At 39.1% G+C, this 20,254-nt stretch carries 20 protein-coding genes; 8 read left to right on the forward strand and 12 right to left on the reverse strand.

Annotated elements, in window-relative coordinates:
- The first annotated feature begins 3 nt into the window (after nt 1–3).
- The gene (locus tag OK18_RS17150; protein ID WP_053328799.1) at nt 4–660 is read left to right on the forward strand and encodes a DUF6766 family protein; all 657 of its coding nucleotides are present in this window, start codon (nt 4–6) and stop codon (nt 658–660) included.
- Between the two features lie 4 nt (nt 661–664).
- On the opposite strand, the gene OK18_RS17155 is transcribed toward OK18_RS17150, so the two are convergent.
- The gene (locus OK18_RS17155; RefSeq protein WP_053328800.1) at nt 665–1,459 is read right to left on the reverse strand and encodes a helix-turn-helix domain-containing protein; all 795 of its coding nucleotides are present in this window, start codon (nt 1,457–1,459) and stop codon (nt 665–667) included.
- Nucleotides 1,460–1,598: 139 nt separating this feature from the next.
- On the opposite strand from OK18_RS17155, the gene OK18_RS17160 reads away from it, so the two are divergent.
- Nucleotides 1,599–2,678, forward strand: a complete 1,080-nt coding sequence (locus tag OK18_RS17160; protein ID WP_394331961.1) for an Atu1372/SO_1960 family protein — start codon at nt 1,599–1,601, stop codon at nt 2,676–2,678.
- 187 nt (nt 2,679–2,865) lie between these two features.
- Here OK18_RS17160 and OK18_RS17165 read toward each other — a convergent pair whose 3' ends face one another.
- The 7 genes from OK18_RS17165 to OK18_RS17195 form a co-directional block, all read right to left on the reverse strand.
- Nucleotides 2,866–3,372, reverse strand: coding sequence for a pyridoxamine 5'-phosphate oxidase family protein (locus OK18_RS17165; RefSeq protein ID WP_053328802.1), 507 nt, complete (start codon nt 3,370–3,372; stop codon nt 2,866–2,868).
- Nucleotides 3,373–3,658: 286 nt separating this feature from the next.
- Nucleotides 3,659–4,303: a ligase-associated DNA damage response endonuclease PdeM gene (gene pdeM, locus OK18_RS17170; protein ID WP_157837433.1), complete on the reverse strand. Its 645-nt coding sequence runs from the start codon at nt 4,301–4,303 to the stop codon at nt 3,659–3,661.
- Nucleotides 4,304–4,349: 46 nt separating this feature from the next.
- Nucleotides 4,350–4,952 carry a 2,3-bisphosphoglycerate-dependent phosphoglycerate mutase gene (locus OK18_RS17175; protein WP_053328804.1) on the reverse strand — a complete coding sequence of 201 codons (603 nt, stop codon included), beginning with the start codon at nt 4,950–4,952 and terminating at the stop codon, nt 4,350–4,352.
- Between the two features lie 120 nt (nt 4,953–5,072).
- Nucleotides 5,073–7,505, reverse strand: a complete 2,433-nt coding sequence (locus OK18_RS17180; protein ID WP_082129223.1) for a ligase-associated DNA damage response DEXH box helicase — start codon at nt 7,503–7,505, stop codon at nt 5,073–5,075.
- Between the two features lies 1 nt (nt 7,506).
- Nucleotides 7,507–9,087 (reverse strand): ATP-dependent DNA ligase, encoded by a 1,581-nt coding sequence (locus tag OK18_RS17185; RefSeq protein WP_053328805.1) that lies wholly within the window; start codon nt 9,085–9,087, stop codon nt 7,507–7,509.
- Nucleotides 9,084–10,106: a ligase-associated DNA damage response exonuclease gene (locus tag OK18_RS17190; protein WP_053328806.1), complete on the reverse strand. Its 1,023-nt coding sequence runs from the start codon at nt 10,104–10,106 to the stop codon at nt 9,084–9,086. The genes OK18_RS17185 and OK18_RS17190 overlap by 4 nt, the downstream gene beginning before the upstream one ends.
- Before the next feature lie 124 nt (nt 10,107–10,230).
- Nucleotides 10,231–10,686 carry a PPC domain-containing DNA-binding protein gene (locus OK18_RS17195; RefSeq protein WP_050021061.1) on the reverse strand — a complete coding sequence of 152 codons (456 nt, stop codon included), beginning with the start codon at nt 10,684–10,686 and terminating at the stop codon, nt 10,231–10,233.
- Nucleotides 10,687–10,880: 194 nt separating this feature from the next.
- Here OK18_RS17195 and OK18_RS17200 point away from each other — a divergent pair, with 194 nt between their 5' ends.
- A complete protein-coding gene (locus OK18_RS17200; RefSeq protein ID WP_050021060.1) occupies nt 10,881–11,510 on the forward strand; it encodes a chloramphenicol acetyltransferase in 630 nt (209 codons plus the stop codon).
- A gap of 23 nt (nt 11,511–11,533) precedes the next feature.
- Here OK18_RS17200 and OK18_RS17205 read toward each other — a convergent pair whose 3' ends face one another.
- A complete protein-coding gene (locus tag OK18_RS17205; protein ID WP_050021059.1) occupies nt 11,534–12,265 on the reverse strand; it encodes an MBL fold metallo-hydrolase in 732 nt (243 codons plus the stop codon).
- 83 nt (nt 12,266–12,348) lie between these two features.
- A complete protein-coding gene (locus tag OK18_RS17210; protein ID WP_316932798.1) occupies nt 12,349–13,107 on the reverse strand; it encodes an NUDIX hydrolase in 759 nt (252 codons plus the stop codon).
- A gap of 237 nt (nt 13,108–13,344) precedes the next feature.
- Here OK18_RS17210 and OK18_RS17215 point away from each other — a divergent pair, with 237 nt between their 5' ends.
- The 5 genes from OK18_RS17215 (at nt 13,345) to OK18_RS17235 (ending at nt 17,444) form a co-directional block, all read left to right on the forward strand.
- Nucleotides 13,345–14,529 carry an MFS transporter gene (locus OK18_RS17215; RefSeq protein WP_053328807.1) on the forward strand — a complete coding sequence of 395 codons (1,185 nt, stop codon included), beginning with the start codon at nt 13,345–13,347 and terminating at the stop codon, nt 14,527–14,529.
- Between the two features lie 145 nt (nt 14,530–14,674).
- Nucleotides 14,675–15,376, forward strand: a complete 702-nt coding sequence (locus tag OK18_RS17220) for a DsbA family oxidoreductase (RefSeq protein WP_053328808.1) — start codon at nt 14,675–14,677, stop codon at nt 15,374–15,376.
- A 141-nt stretch (nt 15,377–15,517) separates the two neighbouring features.
- Complete coding sequence (locus OK18_RS17225; RefSeq protein WP_050021056.1) at nt 15,518–16,099, forward strand: 5'-methylthioadenosine/S-adenosylhomocysteine nucleosidase family protein; 582 nt, start codon at nt 15,518–15,520, stop codon at nt 16,097–16,099.
- A gap of 4 nt (nt 16,100–16,103) precedes the next feature.
- Nucleotides 16,104–16,625, forward strand: a complete 522-nt coding sequence (locus OK18_RS17230) for a GNAT family N-acetyltransferase (RefSeq protein ID WP_053328809.1) — start codon at nt 16,104–16,106, stop codon at nt 16,623–16,625.
- Nucleotides 16,626–16,631: 6 nt separating this feature from the next.
- Entirely contained in the window at nt 16,632–17,444 is an 813-nt protein-coding gene (locus tag OK18_RS17235; protein WP_053328810.1) for an alpha/beta hydrolase, read from the forward strand.
- Between the two features lie 60 nt (nt 17,445–17,504).
- Here the strand turns inward: OK18_RS17235 and OK18_RS17240 are convergent, their stop codons facing one another.
- Nucleotides 17,505–18,851, reverse strand: coding sequence for an MATE family efflux transporter (locus tag OK18_RS17240; RefSeq protein ID WP_053328811.1), 1,347 nt, complete (start codon nt 18,849–18,851; stop codon nt 17,505–17,507).
- Nucleotides 18,827–20,164, reverse strand: coding sequence for a lysine N(6)-hydroxylase/L-ornithine N(5)-oxygenase family protein (locus tag OK18_RS17245; RefSeq protein WP_050021052.1), 1,338 nt, complete (start codon nt 20,162–20,164; stop codon nt 18,827–18,829). The genes OK18_RS17240 and OK18_RS17245 overlap by 25 nt, the downstream gene beginning before the upstream one ends.
- Nucleotides 20,165–20,254 lie beyond the last annotated feature (90 nt).

Genomic DNA, 20,254 nt, shown 5'->3' on the forward strand with positions numbered 1-20,254 from the left:
AAAATGTCACAACCTGGTTTTTTTTACCGCAACAGCCTGAGTCTGGTTTTGTTTGCTTTAATGATGCTTTCCCTTACAGGACAGTTCTTTACAGGGTGGACTACAGAAAATAAAGAACTTATTGAAAACGGTATGCCTCCTTTGCGGTTAGGAGAATACCTGTATAGCGGACATTTTATTCAGGCTACTTTTGAGAATTGGGAAAGTGAGTTTCTGCAGATGCTGTTATATGTTCTGTTAACGGTTTCTTTAAGACAAAAAGGTTCCAGCGAGTCCAAATCCCTGGAAAAGGAAGAAGATGTTGATAAAGAACCCCGCCCGCATCCTAAGGCCCCATGGCCGGTAAAAAAAGGAGGAATATGGCTTGCCATTTATAAACACTCATTGTCCCTGGCTTTTGGGCTTCTTTTTCTTATGAGTTTTACACTGCATTTTTATGGAAGTTTTAAAGATTTTAATAATGAGCAGCTGATGAAAAAGCAGTCTCCGGTAACGATGATGCAGTATATTTCAGAATCAAGATTCTGGTTTGAATCTTTCCAGAACTGGCAGAGCGAATTTCTGGCGGTTGTATCCCTGGTCATTTTGTCAATCTGGCTCCGGGAAAAAGGCTCCCCGGAATCAAAACCCGTGGATATGCCTCATGATGAAACTCCCTGACTTTTTATATTTTGGGTTTTGTTTTCATCACGGCAAAATAAGCGGCTGTAAAGGCAGACAAGCTCTGATATCCCACTTTATAAGCAATTTCGCTTAATGTATACTGCCGGGTGTCGATCAGCTCAATACTTTTCAGAATTCTTGTCAGCTGAAGATACTTCTGTAAAGTAATTCCGGTTTCATGTTTAAAAATCCGCTGAAGGCTCCTTACAGACATTTGTGCTTTTTCAGCCAAAGAATCGATATTTAAATGGTATTTAAAATTAGAGCTGATGTCCTGGCAAACCGGGATAAGCCTCTTATCGGCAGGAACAGGGATCTCCAGTCCGTTACTTTCTTTGCAGAAATTGGGAAGGCTTCTCAATATCGCTCTGAAAAAAATATCCTGTTCATCATTTTCAGCTAATACTTTATTCCATTTCGAGGCATATAACAGCATTTCTTTAAGAACCGGAGGCGCTGCAAAAACATGTACATCCTGATAAAAATCTTCCGGGAAAACAGTTTTGAATAAAAAGACCATAAGCTCAACCGTCTGGGCTTCGGATGTTATTTTATGAGCCTTTTCAGACGGAATCCAGATAACATGGTGCTGGGGCACAAGATGAATCTTATTCTCTATGTGGAAATATTGGTAGCCCTCTTCTACAAAAGTAAGCTGCGAGCGGGCATGAATATGTTCATTATCATCATGCTTCCAGTTTTTTTCACACCATACATAGGCTTCTTTGGGAATAGTATCCACAAAATAACTGTTGTTTTTCCTGGTTAGTCCACATTTGATATTGTCGTTTTGCATATGTTTTTTGGCAAATTTAATAAAAACGCCAATATTAATTTTGTATCCTTAAAATGATTAATTATAAACCTATTCTTATTTCCCAATGAAAAAAATATGTTCTTTTTTTGTTTTAACTTTATTAACTAACATTTCAGTTATGGCACAAAATAAATCTAAAATATTGGTCCTCATCCACTCGGATAATGGAGGAACTTACGAATTGGCAAAGGAAATCGCCAAAGGAATTGAAAGTGAAAATACTGCAGTTTCTTATATCAAGCTGGTTAAGTCTTCACAAAATCCGCTCTTAAAAGATTTGCCGGTGGCCACTGTGGATGAGCTCACAGGCTATGACGGAATTGCTTTTGGTTCGCCGGTTTATTTTGGAAATATCAGCACGGGAATGAGTGAATTTTTATCTAAAACCGTTCAGCTATGGACAGCTCATGCCCTGGAAGGAGTTCCTGCGACAGTTTTTATGTCAGCAGGAAGCGGGGCCGGGAAAGAACTGGCTCTTCAGGCGTTCTGGAACACCCTCGCGGTACACGGGATGGTTTTGGTATCCAATGGGATCCGTGGAACGGAAGAACTCAACAAAGCTATTCCACAAGGAAATTCTGTTCTGGGAGTAACCAGCATGGCGTCGCTTAAAGATGTCGAGAGACCTACAAAAGGAGAAAGGCACCTGGCAGAGCTGCAAGGGAAAAATTTTGCTAAAGTAACATTGGCTTTACAAGGTACACATCCTCCAAAAACAACAGTACTTCATGAGCATCATGTCAACTTCAATGATGTTTTAAAACAAAAAAACATTGTTCTTCCCCAAGTTCCCAAACCTGCCGGAAATTATCAGCCGTTTGTACGTTCCGGAAATCTTGTGTTTATCAATCAGGTAGCCTTAAAAGATGGCAAAATCTTTAATGCCGGGAAGCTAGGGGTAGATGTTAATGAACAGCAAGTGAAAGAGGCAACGAAAGTGACTATGCTAAATGTTTTATCCGTTTTAAATGAAGCTGTAGGGGGTAATTTGGGTAAAGTAAAACAGTGTGTACAGTTAACGGGGATTTTCAATACAAAAGATGACTATACCCAACATGCCAACCTTATGAATGTGGCGTCTGATCTCACAGTTGAAATCTTTGGAGAAAAAGGAAAGCATGCAAGAGCCACTTTGGGAGCTTCTTCTATTCCTGTCAATTCTTCTGTTGAGATTCAGGCTATTTTTGAAGTGGAGTAAGGTATAGAATAAATTAAATATGATTTAACATTGAGTCTAAATGCAAGGCTTTCGCAGGTTATATATGCATAAAACTGAAAAAGAGGCTATCTCAAGTATTCATTTTTCAGGATTCCTGCCTGACAAAATTTGTCAGGCAGAAGATTTTCAGAGTATTAGTTTACCTTTTGAGACAACCTCTTTGTTTTTATATTAACGCATTACCCTCCACACCATCTGAATTATCAGTTTTATTCCCGGTAATAGCAGATGTTATAAAGTTAAACAGGCTGACAAGTTTTCCAGCTTTGGTATCCCAGTAATAGGTTTCTTTAGGCTCCACCCGGATAATGGTAACATTGGGATCGTCTTTTCCATCAAACCATGCTTTTGCCAACGGAGACCATTTTTCCTCTATCGTTGCCTTATCTTTGTAAACAGAAGCTTCCCCGTACACTGACAGATATTGGGAGTTACTATTGTTCATAAAAAACAACTGAACCCTACGATCCTCTTTTATTTCAAAATTTTTGTTGCTTGTGCCACTGCTGATGAACCATAAATTACCGCTGTCATCAGTTTCCTGTAAGGTCATTGGTCTTGCATTGACAGGAATGGTTCCAAGTTCTGTACAGAACATACATATCCTTGCATTTTCCGACAATTCTTTGATCTTTCTGATCGCTTCCAGATGGGTGAGATTTTGTGTTGACATAATATAATATTTTAGTGATTGTAGAATGAATAAAAGAAAATTATAAAACCGCTATATTGAATAGCACTAAATAATTTCCATTAAAACATTCAAATACCTGACCAAAAGAAGATAAAAGCGAAGTGTTATTATTTAAATTTTTCTTAAAATTAAAAGCTATGGCTTTTGATAAGGGCAATGTAAACATTCACAACTCTAAAGTCAGAAACCTGAACTGTACAGAAATATTATAAGGACAGGAGCATCAGTTGCCTGGCTGAATGAAAAATAAAGTCAGCTTTAAATATTAAATTTCGTAGATTTCCGAGTCTGTGAAAACAAAATACTTACCCTTTTGAGGAATATTCTTCGTATCCAATCCTGTAAATTCGCTGAAAGCAGGCAGCAATAATTGGTTGGAACTTAGCACAAAACAGGGAAGCCTGATGTTTTTTACGGAAGATGGCAGAATAATCCCGGGATGGATATGTCCTGTTATCTGAAATCCCGATTGTGCAGGATCAAAATGATGGATAAAATGAAACTCATCCAGATGTAAAGAGGTGGTTTTATGGTTCAGACAAAGCTTCTTTTCCAGGGAATCAGTGAGCCTGTCATGATTTCCTTCTACGAGATAAAGTTTAAGGTCAGGATATTGATTTCTCCAGGCACAGAATTCATCCACATCAGAATTGTCCCCGGCATGAAGAAGGTCACCAACTACGATAAATTTTTGGGGTTGAAAATATTCGATAAGTACGGACAATCTTTCCAGATCGCTTTTCATGATATGATTGGCTAGTGCAATTCCGTTTTTTCTGAAATGGGCTGTCTTTCCGATATGAAGGTCAGAAAGAATCAAAGCTTTTTCTTTTTCCCAAAATACAGCACGCTGATTGGTTAAAATAAAAACATTCTGCTGAACGGAGATTTCTTTGGTTACAATATACACTGTTGATCGTTTAGTTAAAGGTTGTAAATCAGGACTTTTTTTTAAATTAATTGACACTTCTGCTTATATGAAAATTTTCATCAAACAGATAGGTGAGCGGAATTCCTGTGGCTATTTCTCTTTTCAGAATTTCTTCAGGGGATAAATGTTCAAGATACATGATCAATGCACGGAGACTGTTGCCATGGGCTACGATCAATACATTTTTTCCTTGTTTCAGTAAAGGTACGATTTCTCTTTCAAAATAAGGAACTACCCGGTTGTAGGTGTCTTTAAGGCTTTCACCTCCCGGAGGAATCACATCATATGATCTGCGCCAGATATATACCTGCTCATCCCCGTATTTCTGTGCTGTTTCAGCTTTGTTGAGTCCTTCCAGACTGCCATATGAGCGTTCGTTTAATGCCTTATCCCTGATCACCGGAATATCAGGATGTCCTATTTCATCCAGGATAACGGACAAAGTATGCTGCGCCCTGATTAATACGGAAGTGAAAGCAATATCTATTTTTTCACCTTTTAAAGCAATTCCTGCTTTTCTGGCTTCTTCAATTCCTGTTTCAGTAATATCGATATCATGCCATCCTGTAAACCGGTTTTCCAGATTCCAGAGTGACTGTCCGTGACGGACAAGGAATAATTTTTCCATTGTTTTACCTTTGTTAATGGTAGGTGTTATTTCAAACTAAGTTACGGCGATTATTTAACCAGATCAAGCAAATTATTGATAAAAAATATGAGATTTGTGTAGCTTTGGAGGCAGGGTTCATCACAGTTTCAGCATCCGTTTAATTCTTGCATCCAATCCTTCACTGGAAAGGGTTTGCCTGAGACTGTCTACCTTTATAGGAAAACTTAAAGGAGTAAAGGAACGGGAATGTTTTAAAACAATCTGAGACTTTTCAATTCTTTTGAATGCTTCTACTAAACGCTGTTCCTGGAGTTGCATATTGAAGACTTCTGTATAGGCCTGCTTAATGAGAAAATGCCCCGGATCATAATCCTCCAATACTTTAAAGATCAACCCTGCGGAGCTTTGTAAAGATTTATTGGAGCGCTGCTGTCCTGCATAATTTTGAATGACCATTCCGGAAATTATGGCAATATCCCTGAATTTTCTCCTGGCCATTTCTGCAGAATTAATGCTGGCAATCACATCGGTCATTAAATGATCCCTGGTCAGAATCTGCTGGAGATTTTCTTCTGTCAAAGGAATTTCTTTATCACTGAACAATTCAAATCCATAATCATTCATCGCCATTGAAAAGGAAATGGGAGCGAGTTTTGAGATCCGGTAAGCAATTAATGCTGCCATAACTTCATGCACTAAACGGCCCTCAAAAGGATACATGAATAAATGATAACCTTCGCGGTTTCTGATCAACTCTACCAGAAATTCATCTTCTTTAGGAATGTGTGAATTTTCTTCCTGGTTAACAAGCAACGGATGCAAAAATTTCAGCTCTTTTTCTGAAGCTTTAGGATTTAAAGCATGGGAAAGCTTCTCTCTTAAAAAATGCCCGAGATCCGAGCTTAAAGGTAATCTTCCTCCCAGGTAACTTGGTACGAGTGCTTTTCCCTTTGCTGACCTTACATAAACCGTCATATCTTTAATCATGGCCACTTCAAGAGTGCGCCCCGCAAGGATGAATTTTTCTTCTTTTTTTAATTTGGAAATAAAATATTCCTCGATCATTCCTATGTAACCTCCCGAAATAAACTTTACCTTCAGCATGGCATCGCTTACAATCACTCCCATATTCATCCGGTGAAGCATCGCAATTTTCCGGGAAGTCACTTTATACAACCCATCATCCATAATGACAATTTTATGGAATTCCTCATAGTTTTTCAGAACATTTCCACCAATGGTAAGGAATTCCAGGATACTTTTCCATTCTTCATCAAGAATTTCCCGGAATGCAAACGTATTTTTGATCCTTGTAAAAGTTTCATCAGGGTAGAAGCCATCTCCAACGGCTAACGTCATAAGGAACTGAACCAATACATCAAAGCATAAAACCTGTGGTTCCCTGGGTTCTACTACTTTTTTCTTTACGGCTTCTTTTAGAGCTGATACCTCAATCAGTTCCAGGGAATGGGTAGGAACGCAATAAATTTTGGATGTTTCAAAAGGGGAGTGCCCGCTCCGTCCTGCCCGTTGAAGAAATCTGGCTACCCCTTTAGCCGATCCGATCTGAATGACAGTATCAACAGGCTTGAAATCTATTCCTAAATCTAATGACGAAGTGGAAACAACAGCCTTTAGTTTTCCGGAGCTTAAATTTTCTTCAATCCAGATCCGTAAATGCGCGTCTATAGAGCTATGATGAATAGCTATCTGGCCTGCAAAGTCAGGATAAGCATCCAAAAGCAGCTGATACCACATCTCACTTTGGCTTCTGGTATTGGTAAAAACAATGGTAGATTTTGATTCCAGGATGATCGGAACGACTTTGTCTGCCAGTTTGTGGCCGAGATGTCCTGCCCAGGGTAAAAGTTCAACTTCATCGGGAAAAACAGGAATAATATCGATTTTCTTATGTTCTTTAGCCGTAATTTTTGTCTTTTTGACAGGGTAAGGAATTAATACCTCCATAGCCTCGTCAAGATTTCCGATTGTTGCCGTAATTCCCCATATTTTTAATCCGGGGACGTATTTTCTAAGTTGTGATATCCCCAATTCTACCATTACGCCCCGCTTTGAACCCAGTAATTCATGCCATTCGTCAACAACAATACATTTCATATTCCTGAAAAATGATTCATGGTTCTTTTGTGCCAGGAGAAGATGAAGGCTTTCGGGAGTTACCACCAGGATTTCAGGCATTTTTCTAACCTGCTGCTGTCTCACTTTTGGATCAGTATCGCCATTTCGTACTCCTACAGCCCAGTCCAGCCCGATTTCATCGATAGCTTCCTGCATGGCTTTGGCAATATCTTTGGAAAGAGAACGGAGTGGAGTGATCCAGATCATTTTCAGGCCCTTTTTATACTCTTCAGGATGATTCAGGAAATCCGAAATCAACGCTAAAAAGACCGAGAAGGTTTTTCCGAAACCTGTAGGAGCAATGACCATTCCGCTATATCCTTTTCCGAATTTCTGCCACGTATCTACCTGAAATCTGAAAGGAGACATACCTTTATCCGCCATCCATTGCTGAATGATTGCAAACCCGTTCGTATGTTCAAAAGCTGTCAAATTATGAGATTAATTTTTTGATTTCTTCAAGGTTGTCAATATCATTAACTGTTTTGTCTTTCCGCCAGCGGACAATCCTGGGAAACCGCAGGGCCACACCACTTTTATGACGGTTGCTTAAAGCGATTCCTTCAAAAGCAATTTCAAAAACAAGTTCTGCTTTTACGGTTCGTACAGGGCCAAACTTTTCCAGTGCATTTTTAGTAACAAACCGGCTCACTTCCATAATTTCTTTATCTGTCAGTCCGGAATAGGCTTTTGCAATAGTCACCAGAGCATCTCCGTTTTTGACTGCAAAAGTATAATCCGTATAGTAGGCACTTCGTCTGCCGCTTCCTTTCTGGGCATAGATTAAAACAGCATCAATGGTAAACGGATTGACTTTCCATTTCCACCAGTCACCCTTTTTCCTGCCGGAATGGTACGGGGAATTTTTTTGTTTCAGCATGAGTCCTTCACTATTGATTTCCCTAGAGCTTTCCCTGATCTGATGAAGATCATCCCACTTTTCAAAATTAATATTCCGGGAAAGTTTTATATTTTTAGGAGCTTCATTTAATAGCAGCTCTTCAAGCATCGCTCTTCTTGCAGAAACCGGTTTCTCCCTCAGGTCATGTCCTTCAAGTTCCAGAAGATCATAAACAAATACCTCAGCCGGAATTTCAGCAAGCATTTTCTTACTTAAAGTTTTCCTGTTTAATCTTTTTTGTAAATCACTAAAATTCAATATGATATTGTCTCTTACTGCAAGTATTTCTCCATCTAAAACAAAATCGCTTTTCATTGCACTTACAGCCTCTTTAATTTCAGGGAATTGTTCCGTTACCAGTTCTTCACCCCGTGACCAGATAAAGACTTCATCATTCCTCCTGATAATCTGCCCACGTATCCCGTCCCACTTATATTCGGCTTGCCATTCATCAGGCTCACCAAGGTCTTTAAGCTCTTTTTCCAACGGGTATGCCAGGCAGAAAGGATAGGGCTTAGAATTATCCGGATTGATATTTTCTGCTGAAATGAGATCATTAAAAGACACTTCACCGGGTTGCCATTTTCCCATCAGGCTGTGCATCAGGGTGCTGGATTCCTGTCCTGAAAATTTTGTAAGGGCATTGATTAATGTCTTTGCTGATACCCCGATACGAAAGCTGCCGCCTATAAGTTTATTAAAGATCAAACGCTCTGTATAATCCAAACCGTTCCACGATTTCAATACAAACTCTTTTTTCTGAATTTCAGCTTTATTTTTTAAATCAACAATAGCATTCATCCATTGTGCAAGGGTATATTCAATTTTTTCCTGTGGTGGAGGGAGGATGAGTGACAAGGTCTCTCCAAGATCTCCTACAGAAGAATAACTTTCCTGAAACAGCCAGAACGGGAGTTTTGTGATTTCAAGTGCCCATTCTTTCATAGAGTTGGTACCTACATTCCTCTTAGGTCTTTTTCCTGTAAAAAGAGCGATAAACCAGACTTTATCTTCATCCGGAGCTCGTTCCAGATAATCAATAATAGCCTCAATTTTGGCGTTCGTTCTATTGGTAGTCTCCAGGGCATTGATAAGCTCTGCAAAATGTTTCATGATTCAGGGTTTTCAATGATTTCTTTTTCTGATTCTTCTTCATCCTCACCAAATAGCGTTTCTACTACATCTGCATTCACTCCGATTTCGTTCAGGTATTTTGAAAATATTTCAGTCTGACCATGAGTAACATGTACTATTTCAGCTTCTGTTGCTTTTACAGTCTCCAGGAGCCCTTTCCAATCTGCATGATCACTCATAGCAAAACCGGCATCTGCACTCCGCCATCTCCGGGCACCCCGTACCTGCATCCAGCCGGAACATATTGCCGTTGCATGATCCGGAATTTTTTTGATAGTATTACTGTCCAGCAAAGCAGGAGGAACTATTACAATTTCATGTTCCATTTCCTTTGGACGTTCTTTAAAGTCAGCGACGGTATAATCCGGGAGATCAATGCCCACTGTTTCAAAAGCTTCATTGAGCTTTCCGATGGATTGATGAACATATATTTTTCCCAATCCTTCTACAGCTTTCATAATCCGTTGGGCTTTTCCCAGTGAATAGCCGATAAACACAGATGTTTTATTGTTCTCGCGGTTTTTCAGTACCCAGTTTTGGAGTTTTTTGTTGAGATCTTCAACTTCCAGCCAGTTATAGATAGGCAGAGCAAAAGTACTCTCCGTAACAAATTCATTGCATTTTACCAGTTCAAAAGGAGTGCTCAATCCATCATGCTGAACTTTATAGTCTCCGGAAATCACAGTAATATATCCTTTATATTCAAGCCTTATTTGTGCTGAACCAATAATGTGGCCCGCCGGATGAAGAGAAAGCTGAACACCGTTTACCATTATTATTTCACCATATTCCACACTCTGGCATTGGATGTCTGTTCCAATTCTCTGATGCAGAATAGGCTTGGTAAAATGGTGGCAGAGGTATTTTTTCATTCCCCACCGGGCATGATCTGCGTGGCCATGGGTAATGACTGCCATATCGACAGGCCTCCACGGGTCTATATAGAATTTTCCTTGGGGACAATAAATACCTTTATTAGTAAGTGTGATTAGTTTCAATGGTGTGATTTGTTTTAATTAGCCTTCAAAAACTTCACCAAATTACGATAAACTGTTGATTTTTTTTAAATTTTAGACAAAGTCGGCGATGATCAATTCGTTATAAATAAAGAACTTTTCTGAATTACTTTTCAAAATCATAGAGGTTGATCCCGGTTTCTTCATCTTTCACTTTTATAACTCTTGTATTTAACGGGTAAAAAATAAATTCAGCTGCTCCCCGGACTGTAGCGTCTAAAAGGTGACCTGCGAGGGCAGTGTAATCTTCTCGTCCCAGGGTAATATGCAAGTGAAGCAGTGGATTGCCTTCTATTTCAGAAACATTTCCGGAAATATTGGTCACTTCCATTTGCTCTTTGAAAGTTTTGTCTACATAATTTTTTGTAGAAGGATTAAAAAACCTTAAGGTTGCTTCACTTACGGCACCAATTCCTGTTACTTCACCTGCTGTAATGTGTTGATTTTTAATAAAATCCGTTAATGTCTCAACGATTTTGGATTTATTTCTGACACTTACGATATATGCAAACTCTACTTTTCTTGCGGACCAATTATTTCCTTTGAGGTTTTGTGTATTCATGATGAACGATTTATAGTTAAAAATAAGCCGTAAAACAGACCGAAACATTTACAGATGAAATCTCCGGTAAATGCATGCAATAATTATGCTTTATTACTGGTTTAAACAAAAAATACTGTGTCAATACAAAGTTTCTATGACCGGAACACCGGAAATTAATGAAAATTACGGAAATTTGCAGCAAATAAGAAGTAATGAAGATTGTAGACATTGAAAGCTGGAACAGGAAAGAACACTTTGAATTTTTTTCCGGTATGGCAAACCCATACTTTGGATTTACAACTGAAGTAGATTGTACAAAGGCCTATGATATTGCCAAAGAAAAAGGATATTCCTTTTTTGCGTATTACTTTCACAAGTCCATGGTGGCTGCTAATTCTGTAGATGAATTAAAGCTTAGGATTCTGGATGGCCAGGTAGTTCAGTTTGATACCGTTCATGCCGGAAGTACAATCGGAAGGCCGGATGGAACATTTGGCTTTTCATTTACCCATTTTTCGGCAGACTTTGAAGTTTTTAATACTTCTTTGCAGAAAGAAATACAGGAGGTACACGCATCTACGGGATTAAGGTTAAGCAACAACAGATTGGGCAAAGACCATATCAGGCATACAACAATTCCCTGGAACTCCTTTAGTGCTATTGTCCATCCTACTGATTTCAACACGAATGAATCCGTACCCAAAATATCCTTTGGAAAATTTAGTATCCGGGATGGAAGGAAATATCTTCCGGTTTCCATTGAAGCCCACCACGGGTTGGCAGACGGAATTCATCTCGCAAAATATGTGGAGGCATTTCAGAAAGAGCTCAACAGAGAATGATGAGCCAGATTTGAATTCTATTGTTAAAATTCAATAATCGCTTTATCAAGATCATGATAAAGCAGTATTTTCCAATGGTTTTCCCTGGCTTCTTTTTCCCACTGCAGCCTCAGTGACATTGCTTTTCTTCCGTCAAAATCAGTTTTATACGCCAGATGGTATTTTAAGTAAGAGGCCTGTGGAAGATCATCAGCCCCATAGAATACGGTTTCCCCGTCTTCTCTGATCCAGAAAACCTGCATGAAAGGCGTATGTCCTCCTGCCACTTCATAGGATATTTCGTCTGTGATCTGCCCTTGATCTTTCTCCATCCAAACAACATTGGGTAATTGAACCAGTTTTTCCAGTATATCAAAATCAAAAGAAGGATTTCCTTTATTTTCCATGGCAAAGTCCAGCTCTCTCCTCTGTATGTACATTTTTGCATTGGGAAAGGCAGCTTCAAAGCCATCAGTCGTAATTTTTACGGCTCCTTCAATATGGTCTTTATGCAGATGAGAGAACAGGATCTTCGTAATCCGGTCCGGATTTATTTTTTCCTTTTCAAGAATTCCGGAGATCACTGAAGTTCCATCATTATTTTTCCAGCCAATGCCTGCGTCCAAAAGAATATAATCGTTTCTGGTGATGATAAGGAAGGGCTGTACAGCCATTTTAATTCCTGTAACAGTTTCAAAGTTTTCTTCAGTTAAAAGAGTAAAATCTTTGGTTTTGCTTGTTGAGAAATTGCCTTCTTTGAGTGGAATGATTTTCATGCTGCAAATTTCTTTAATATTTCTAAAAATCAACCCATTTTTCATCAATATAAATGATCAACAAAAACAATCAGACAAAAGGTTTACCAGCTATTCAGGCCATCTTCCAGGGCTCTGGTATAATTGATCTGATCAAAAGAGTAGAGATCAGGGGACTTATGAGCACCGCCCCGTCTTTGTTCATCAAGTTTTCTCAGGACTCCTGAATTTTTGATCTTTTTATAAAAGTTTCCACGATTGAGTTTTTTACCTAGTATGGCTTCATATAATTTTTGCAGTTCAGGAAAGGTAAACTTCTCGGGCAGAAGATTGTAGCCAATGGGTTTATACGAAATCTTTTCACGTAAAGTAAGCAAAGCCTTTTCGATTATTTCCCTGTGATCCATGGCAAGCTCAATCTCCGGAAGCTGTTTTAAATAAATCCATTCGCAGGTTTCGCTGATTTCATCTGCAACAGGATAGATTTCGGAGGAATTGTACAGGGCATAGTAGCCCACAGAAATAAATCTTTGTTTCTGAAACAAGGTATCATCAAAATCTTCGAAGTAATATTCACTTCTGTTTTTCTTTCCGAATATTCCAAATTCTTCAAGAAAAACATTAGTTACTCCCGTTCTGGATTTTAATATTCTGATAACGGCTTCATCCAGGTCTTCATCTTTTCTTACATAGCCGCCCGGAAGCATCCATTGTTTTCTGTAATGCATTTTTGCCAGCAGCACTTTCAGTTCGTTCTGATCAAAGCCAAAAACGACCGGATCTGCAGAAATATGAGGGAGGTAAATTTCTTTTGCTTCAACAGATCTTTTGAGAATCTGTTCTTTAGAATCCATTTCATTCATAAAAAACTGTGTTATTACAAATGTAAAGAAAATGAAATAACAATTTGAAAAATACTTGATTGAGGTGTAGTAAAGAAAAAGATATTTTGTTGCCCGACATTAATTTTGTGTTACAGCCGGTTATTTTTTGTTAAAATGATTACCTTTGATTCCTTAAAATCAGTAGATTTTGAATAGAAGATTTATTGATATCAACTATTCAAAATACTTTTTATCCAATAAAATTTTAAATGTAACATGCAGGTGAATTCTTCCAACGGTATTTCCCGGACTGTAATCTGGTTGATGGCCATTATTTCAGGACTTGTAGTCGCAAACAATTATTACAACCAGCCTTTACTGGCTCTTATTTCCGAAGATCTTAAGGTTTCTGAAAGTGCGGCAAGCCGGATTTCCGTACTTACGCAGATTGGGTACGCGCTGGGATTATTGCTGATTGTACCGCTCGGGGATAAATTTTTCCGTAAGAAATTAATTCTGATAGACCTGTTTCTTGTCTTCGGTTCCCTGCTATGGATGACTTTTGCCGATCAGTTATGGATGCTGTATGCTGCCAGCTTGTTGATTGGAGCTACTTCTGTTATTCCACAGCTCTTCGTTCCCATTGCTGCCGAATTATCAACAGATAAGGAGAAATCCTCCAATATCGGATTGGTGATGTCCGGACTGTTGTTAGGGATTCTTCTTTCCCGTTTCATAGGAGGGATAGTAGGGGAAATCTGGGGATGGAGAGCTATGTTTGGTATTGCCGCAGGACTCATGGTCCTGGTATGGCTGGCAGTGTATAAAATGCTACCAGAGCTGCACCCTAATTTCAAAGGAACCTACAGAGAATTAATGCAATCTGTGATTCATCTTGCCAGGACTCAGCCTATTCTTCAACTGGCATCTTTCCGTGGGGCTATGGCTTTCGGATCCATGTGTGCTTTATTTACGACATTGGTATTTCATATGGAGAAGCCACCGTTTAACGCAGGATCTTCCGTAGTCGGAAGTTTTGGACTGGCAGGAGCTGTGGGGGCATTGGCAGCGGCAAAAGTGGGTGCACTTCAGAAATACTTAGACCTTAACAGGATTATCTTGTATTCTTTATTGATTGTGATAGGGAGCTGGGGCTTTACTTATTTTGCAGGAGAAACCTATTGGGGACTTATTGTAGGAGTTATCCTTGTGGATCTCGGGGTACAGTCAAGCCATATTATGAATCAAACCAATTATTTCCTGATTAAATCCAATGCTGTCAACAGGTTGAATACGGTGTATATGGTTTCTTATTTTATTGGAGGTTCACTGGGGACCTGGCTGGCTTCTATTGCATGGCAAAAGGCACAATGGCCAGGAGTATGTTTTGTAGGGGCAACTTTCGGGGTATTGGGGCTTATTGCACACATCGTGTTCTGTAACAAGGTAAACAAAGCATAATGGCCTTGATTTTTGCATATAAATAGGTAAATAATCATAACAAAACGAAGTAAAATAGGTGAGACACTTAATTGTAATAAAACTTGTTACATTAAATAAAATGCACTAAATTTGCAGGGTAAATTCGTTAATACAATATTCAATTATGAAAATAGAAATCTGGTCGGACATCATGTGTCCGTTTTGTTATATAGGAAAAAATAATTTTGAACAGGCCTTACAGCAGCTTCCTTTCAAAGAAGCTGTGGAAGTAGAGTGGAAGAGTTTTCAGCTGGACCCAGGTTTAGATCCTGAAGAAACGCAAAACACGATTCAATACTTTAAAGAAAAAAAAGGATTTCCCGAAGCTCAGGCCAGTCAGATGATCAGTCAGGTGACTCAAATGGGGAAAGGAGCGGGAATTGATTTTAATTTTGAGAAAGCATTAATCACGAATACGTTCAGCGCTCACAGACTGCTTCATCTGGCTAAAAAGTACAATTTATCGAATGAAATGGAAGAAGCATTGTTTATTGCTCATTTCATCGATGGTAAAAACGTGGGAGATACGGATGTCCTGGTTGCTCTTGCTGAAAATCTTGGAATTGACAAAGAGGAAGCCCGAAAGGTAGTTTCTTCAGAGGAATTAGATTATGAAGTGCATCAGGATATTCAGGAAGCCAGGAATAACGGTATTTCCGGAGTGCCTTTTTTTGTATTGAACGGGAAATATGCGGTTTCGGGGGCACAACCGGTAGAAGTATTTAAAGAGGCTCTCGAACAGACCTATAAAGAAACTGTAAATCCTTTTAAAGATTTGTCCGGTGGCAGTGGTGCCTCATGCGACGCTGACGGCTGCAGCATTTAATATAAAACCCCGAATATCTTGATTATTTGGGGTTTTTATTTTTTTTGACAACAGGAGTATTTTCAGTATAGGGCAAAATATTACAGGAAACTGTTATATCTTTGTTATACACTAAACAAGCTATATAAATCTAATTTTTCAATGATAAAGATTAATGAAGAACTTCAGTTCCCGGTTTCAGATACTCTTTTTGTATTTGCCTTGGATTCGGAGGCAGGAACTGTATTTGACGGGAAAAATAAATTGATAACAGGTATCGGAAAAGTAAATGCTGCGATAGAATTAACCAAAGAAATTCATCAGAGGAAGCCTAAGTTAATTATCAATTTAGGTTCGGCAGGCAGTAAAGAGTTTCGTAAAGGAGAAGTTGTATGCTGCACAAAATTCATTCAGAGGGATATGGATGTCAGAGGGCTGGGATTTAAAATGTATGAAACGCCCTTATCCGGAATTCCGCCTGTTCTGGAATATGGCCTCAAAATGGACAAGCTGAAAGAAGGGATTTGTGGAAGTGGGGACAGTTTTGAAATGAATCATTCCGAAACGGATTACAATATCGTAGATATGGAAGCATACCCTTTAGCACTTATTGCCCGGAAAGAAAATATTCCGTTTCTGTGCCTGAAATATATCTCCGACGATGCAGGAAATGATGCCGCAGATGACTGGAGCGTTCAGGTACATTTGGCTTCTGAAGCATTTAAAACCATTTTATTTTCATAAAAAAATGACATCAATTATTATCAACAAAGCATCCCCGGAAGATTGGGAGATCATACAGGAACTGGGCATTCTTACTTTTACTGAAACCTTTTCTGAAGATAATTCTGAAGAAGCAATGGAAAAGTATCTGGAAGAAAGCTTCAATACTGAAAAAATAAAGTCGGAGCTGAATAACTCTGATTCGATTTTCTATATTGCCTGGGAAGAAGATGATCCTGTAGGATATCTTAAGGTAAATTCAGGAAATGCACAAACAGAGTTGCAGGATAACAACAGTCTTGAAATTGAAAGGATCTATGTAAAGAAAAGCCATCATGGGAAAAAAGTGGGACAACTTTTATATGACCAGGCTGTGGATACTGCAAAAGCTTTACAAAAATCTTATGTATGGCTGGGAGTTTGGGAAGAAATCCTGCGGGCTTTACAATTCTACAGGAAAAATGGTTTTGTAGAGTTTGACAAGCATATTTTCAGGCTTGGAGATGAAGAACAGACGGATCTGATGATGAAGAAAATACTTGATTAATACAGCATGAAAAAGTTTATCAGCATTGTACTTATCCTGACAGCTTTTGTACAGGTTTCAGCCCAGAAAATTATTCATCAGGAAGTTTTCAGTCCTAAAATGAATAAAAAGATCAAAACAATCATTATTACTCCCAATCTTCTGCCTGATACCACGTATCCATCAGTATATATTCTTCATGGTTTCAGCGGTAATCCGGATAGAATTATCAAAGAGGATATTCCTGATCTGGTACAGAAAGCACAGGAATATAAAACCATTTATGTACTGCCGGATGGAGATTACAGTTCATGGTATGTAGACAGTCCTATTATGAGGGATTCACAATATCAGACTTTTATCGGGAAGGAGCTGGTAGATTTTATTGATAAAAATTATCCCGTAAAGGCCGAAAAAAAGTCCAGGGGAATTCTGGGATGGAGTATGGGAGGGTACGGAGCTACCAATATCGGGGTTACTTACAACAAAACATTTGGAATTGTCGGAAGCTCATGCGGTGCTCTTGATTTTAATTCTCTTAAGGAAGGATATCAGAAATATATGGTGAACAGGGTATTGGGACCGTTAGAGTTTTTAAATCCCAATTTCCTTACAGACAGCAAAATAAAATTAATGGCCGGTGCTGATCAGCAATACATTTTTGATTGTGGTACAGATGACAGCCAGATGATCACTATGAACCGGAACTTCCATAAAAAGCTTACAGAAGCCAGAATTCAGCATTTATATATAGAATCTCTGGGTGGCCATGTCCCTGAATACTGGAGCAGGTCATTATCTGAACAGCTTGCTTTGTTTGAAAGATTTTTTAAAAAATAACAGCGGCATACCAAAAAACAGCCTGGCCAATCTGCCGGGCTGTTTAACAAAAATATAAATCTAATTAATTCTAACTTCATTCCCCCTCATCTTATAATTCTTAAGTAAAAACAGTGTAACAATTCCCACTACAAGCTCTATCATGGCACTTCCCCAATAAATACTCTTTACTCCAAAATAATGAGGCAAAATCAACATCAGTGGGATATAAAGAATAATCTGACGAAGGAAAACCAGAAAGCTCGCTTTTTTACTCTGGTTGACCGCCGGATAATAGGAGAGTGCTAATACCGTTACCGGCAATAAAGGCAAAACAGAAAAAAATAGCCTGAAGTCGAGAATCTGATGCTGCTCCGCAGAATATCCCGGAAGCATCAGGGCGATCAGCTTTTCAGGGAAAAGCAAGGCAACCAGGAAAAATGGAGCCAGTATTGCCACTCCCGCCATAATATAGGTCCTGAGAAATTTTCCTGCCCGATGAAACTGTCCTGCTCCGAAATTGATTCCCACTACTGGCTGCAAGCCCCTCATTAGTCCAAATAAAGGAGTAAGGAGGAAAAGAAAAAACCTGTTCAGTACCGTGAAGAAGGAAATATCTTTCTCCGTTCCATAGGCAGCAATCGCATTGAAAATAATAATACTCTGAATGACACTCATTATAGAAAGTATCATTTCAGGAAGCCCCAGTTTTAAAATCCTTTTCCCGATTACTTTATCGTAGGAAAATGATTTCCATTGCGTAGAAAAAGAGCTTTTACCTCTGGCATAATAATAAAAACCTAAGAGGGAATATATAAGCATTCCACAATTGGTAGCCCATGCGGCACCTGCAACACCCCATCCGAATCCTGATATAAAAACAGGTTTAAGAATGATATCAATAACAAGACCTGCAGTGATCATGGCTGCTGCAGTTTTCATCTTTCCTTCGGCCCTGATCAGCATATTCAATGCCAGTCCATAGATCCAGAAAACAGTTCCGATAAGGGTGACACGAAAGTATTCTACGGCAATCATCTGAAGATTTCCCCTCGCACCCATCATTGCCATAAGCTCATGAGCAAACATATAAGCAGGAACAGCGCATAAGACGGAAAAAAAGATACACAGGAAATTGAAACTTCCGAATAAACGGTACAACCGGTCTTTATTATTCTCTCCGATCCATATGCTTACGGCTGCTCCGGCTCCCGTTCCGGCCCATCTCCCAAATCCCAGCACAATCTGGGACAGGGGATAAGCCATTCCTACTGCAGCCAAAGCCTGGGTATTGATAAGATAACCTACAAAAATAGCATCCAGAAAATTATTGATTCCATACAGGACAATAGCGGCAACGGCAGGCCATGAGGTTTCCCACATAACCGTTTTCATATCACCTTCTAAGATGAATGTTTTGCGGTCCATGCTTTCCGGGTATTAAACTCCTGGAAAGCGATTCTTTTTTCTACCTTGTAAACCTCTTTTCCAGCAATAGTATTAATAATCAAAGCATTCCGGTAGGCGCCCATCCCAAGGTCAGGTGTAACAAAACCGTGGGTATGAAGCTCTGCGTTCTGCACAAAAATATTCCCAGCCTGGTCAATTGTATAGTAACGGCTTACTTCAAAGAGACCTTCTTCCGTTCTTTGAATAAGTTCCTCAATTCCCTTCAGGAACTTAGGTTCTTTATACTTATAACCTGTGGCCAGAACAATATAATCCGAAATGTGAGTAAATGTAATGTGTTCCTGAACATGAGTGAAATTCAGCGCATATGAATTTCCTTCAGGGGAAATACTGTCTAGCTGGCAGCTGGGTTTTAAGGCAACATTCAAAGGAGCATTTCCTACACTCATTTCATATAAAGTATCGAAAATATCATTGATCAGATCAAAATTGATTCCCTTATAAAGCGGGGGTTGCTTTGCCAGAACTGCTTTGCGCTGGGATGGAGGCATATTGTAGAAATGATCCACATATTCCGGTGAAGTCAGTTCCAGCGTCAGTTTTGAATATTCCATCGGGAAAAACCGGTCCGGTCTGGTAAACCAGCTCATAAAAAGCCCATTATCAGTTTCAGGAAGAAGATCCCGGAAAATTTCTGCTGCACTTTGCCCCGATCCGATAATGGAAACAGAACCCGCATCCAGGATGCTTTCTTTATGTTTCAGATACTCTGAGGTATGAATGACATTGGGAAAATTTTTATCCTCCATAAATGCAGGAAGATTCGGTTGTGTTCCGGTTCCCAGTACTATTTTTTTTGCGTAATATTTTTTGACATCATTATTTTTCAGATCCAGGACATCAATAGTAAATAGCTGTTCAGGTCCGTTAAAAATAATATTCTCAACTTTTTTTCCGAACTGGCAATTTTGCAACTTCCTTGCTACCCATTGGCAATAAAGGTTGTATTCTTTTCTTAAAATGTAGAAGTTTTCTCTGATGTAAAACTTATACAAACGATCTGTTTCTTTTAGAAAATTAAGGAAACTGTATTGGCTTTTGGGGTCTGCCATCGTTACCAGGTCTGCCATAAACGGAACCTGCAGTGTTGCATTATCCAGCATCAGTCCCGGATGCCAGTCGAATCCTTCCGCCTGGTCAAGAAATAGTGCCGAAATACCTTCCACCGGTTCAAGAAGCGCGGCCAGTCCTAAATTAAAAGGACCAATCCCGATCCCGATAATATCATATATTTTATTATTTTCCAATGTATTATATTTTAAATGTTTCATTGAGAAAGACTTCAACTCCGTTTCAGACTATTGCATGGATATCTGTTGTCAAGCAACCGGAGCCGAAGTTCTGATTATTTATTCCGTTTA

This window comes from Chryseobacterium gallinarum, from assembly GCF_001021975.1.
In the GTDB taxonomy this organism is placed as follows: domain Bacteria; phylum Bacteroidota; class Bacteroidia; order Flavobacteriales; family Weeksellaceae; genus Chryseobacterium; species Chryseobacterium gallinarum.

Excerpts from the sequence above, each read along its gene's own strand:
- OK18_RS17150 (WP_053328799.1), top strand. The coding sequence starts at position 4 with ATGTCACAACCTGGTTTTTTTTACCGCAACAGCCTGAGTCTGGTTTTG.
- OK18_RS17155 (WP_053328800.1), bottom strand. The coding sequence starts at position 1,459 with ATGCAAAACGACAATATCAAATGTGGACTAACCAGGAAAAACAACAGT.
- OK18_RS17160 (WP_394331961.1), top strand. The coding sequence starts at position 1,599 with ATGGCACAAAATAAATCTAAAATATTGGTCCTCATCCACTCGGATAAT.
- OK18_RS17165 (WP_053328802.1), bottom strand. The coding sequence starts at position 3,372 with ATGTCAACACAAAATCTCACCCATCTGGAAGCGATCAGAAAGATCAAA.
- OK18_RS17175 (WP_053328804.1), bottom strand. The coding sequence starts at position 4,952 with ATGGAAAAATTATTCCTTGTCCGTCACGGACAGTCACTCTGGAATCTG.
- OK18_RS17185 (WP_053328805.1), bottom strand. The coding sequence starts at position 9,087 with ATGAAACATTTTGCAGAGCTTATCAATGCCCTGGAGACTACCAATAGA.
- OK18_RS17195 (WP_050021061.1), bottom strand. The coding sequence starts at position 10,686 with ATGAATACACAAAACCTCAAAGGAAATAATTGGTCCGCAAGAAAAGTA.
- OK18_RS17200 (WP_050021060.1), top strand. The coding sequence starts at position 10,881 with ATGAAGATTGTAGACATTGAAAGCTGGAACAGGAAAGAACACTTTGAA.
- OK18_RS17205 (WP_050021059.1), bottom strand. The coding sequence starts at position 12,265 with ATGAAAATCATTCCACTCAAAGAAGGCAATTTCTCAACAAGCAAAACC.
- OK18_RS17210 (WP_316932798.1), bottom strand. The coding sequence starts at position 13,107 with ATGAATGAAATGGATTCTAAAGAACAGATTCTCAAAAGATCTGTTGAA.
- OK18_RS17215 (WP_053328807.1), top strand. The coding sequence starts at position 13,345 with ATGCAGGTGAATTCTTCCAACGGTATTTCCCGGACTGTAATCTGGTTG.
- OK18_RS17220 (WP_053328808.1), top strand. The coding sequence starts at position 14,675 with ATGAAAATAGAAATCTGGTCGGACATCATGTGTCCGTTTTGTTATATA.
- OK18_RS17225 (WP_050021056.1), top strand. The coding sequence starts at position 15,518 with ATGATAAAGATTAATGAAGAACTTCAGTTCCCGGTTTCAGATACTCTT.
- OK18_RS17230 (WP_053328809.1), top strand. The coding sequence starts at position 16,104 with ATGACATCAATTATTATCAACAAAGCATCCCCGGAAGATTGGGAGATC.
- OK18_RS17235 (WP_053328810.1), top strand. The coding sequence starts at position 16,632 with ATGAAAAAGTTTATCAGCATTGTACTTATCCTGACAGCTTTTGTACAG.
- OK18_RS17240 (WP_053328811.1), bottom strand. The coding sequence starts at position 18,851 with ATGGACCGCAAAACATTCATCTTAGAAGGTGATATGAAAACGGTTATG.
- OK18_RS17245 (WP_050021052.1), bottom strand. The coding sequence starts at position 20,164 with ATGAAACATTTAAAATATAATACATTGGAAAATAATAAAATATATGAT.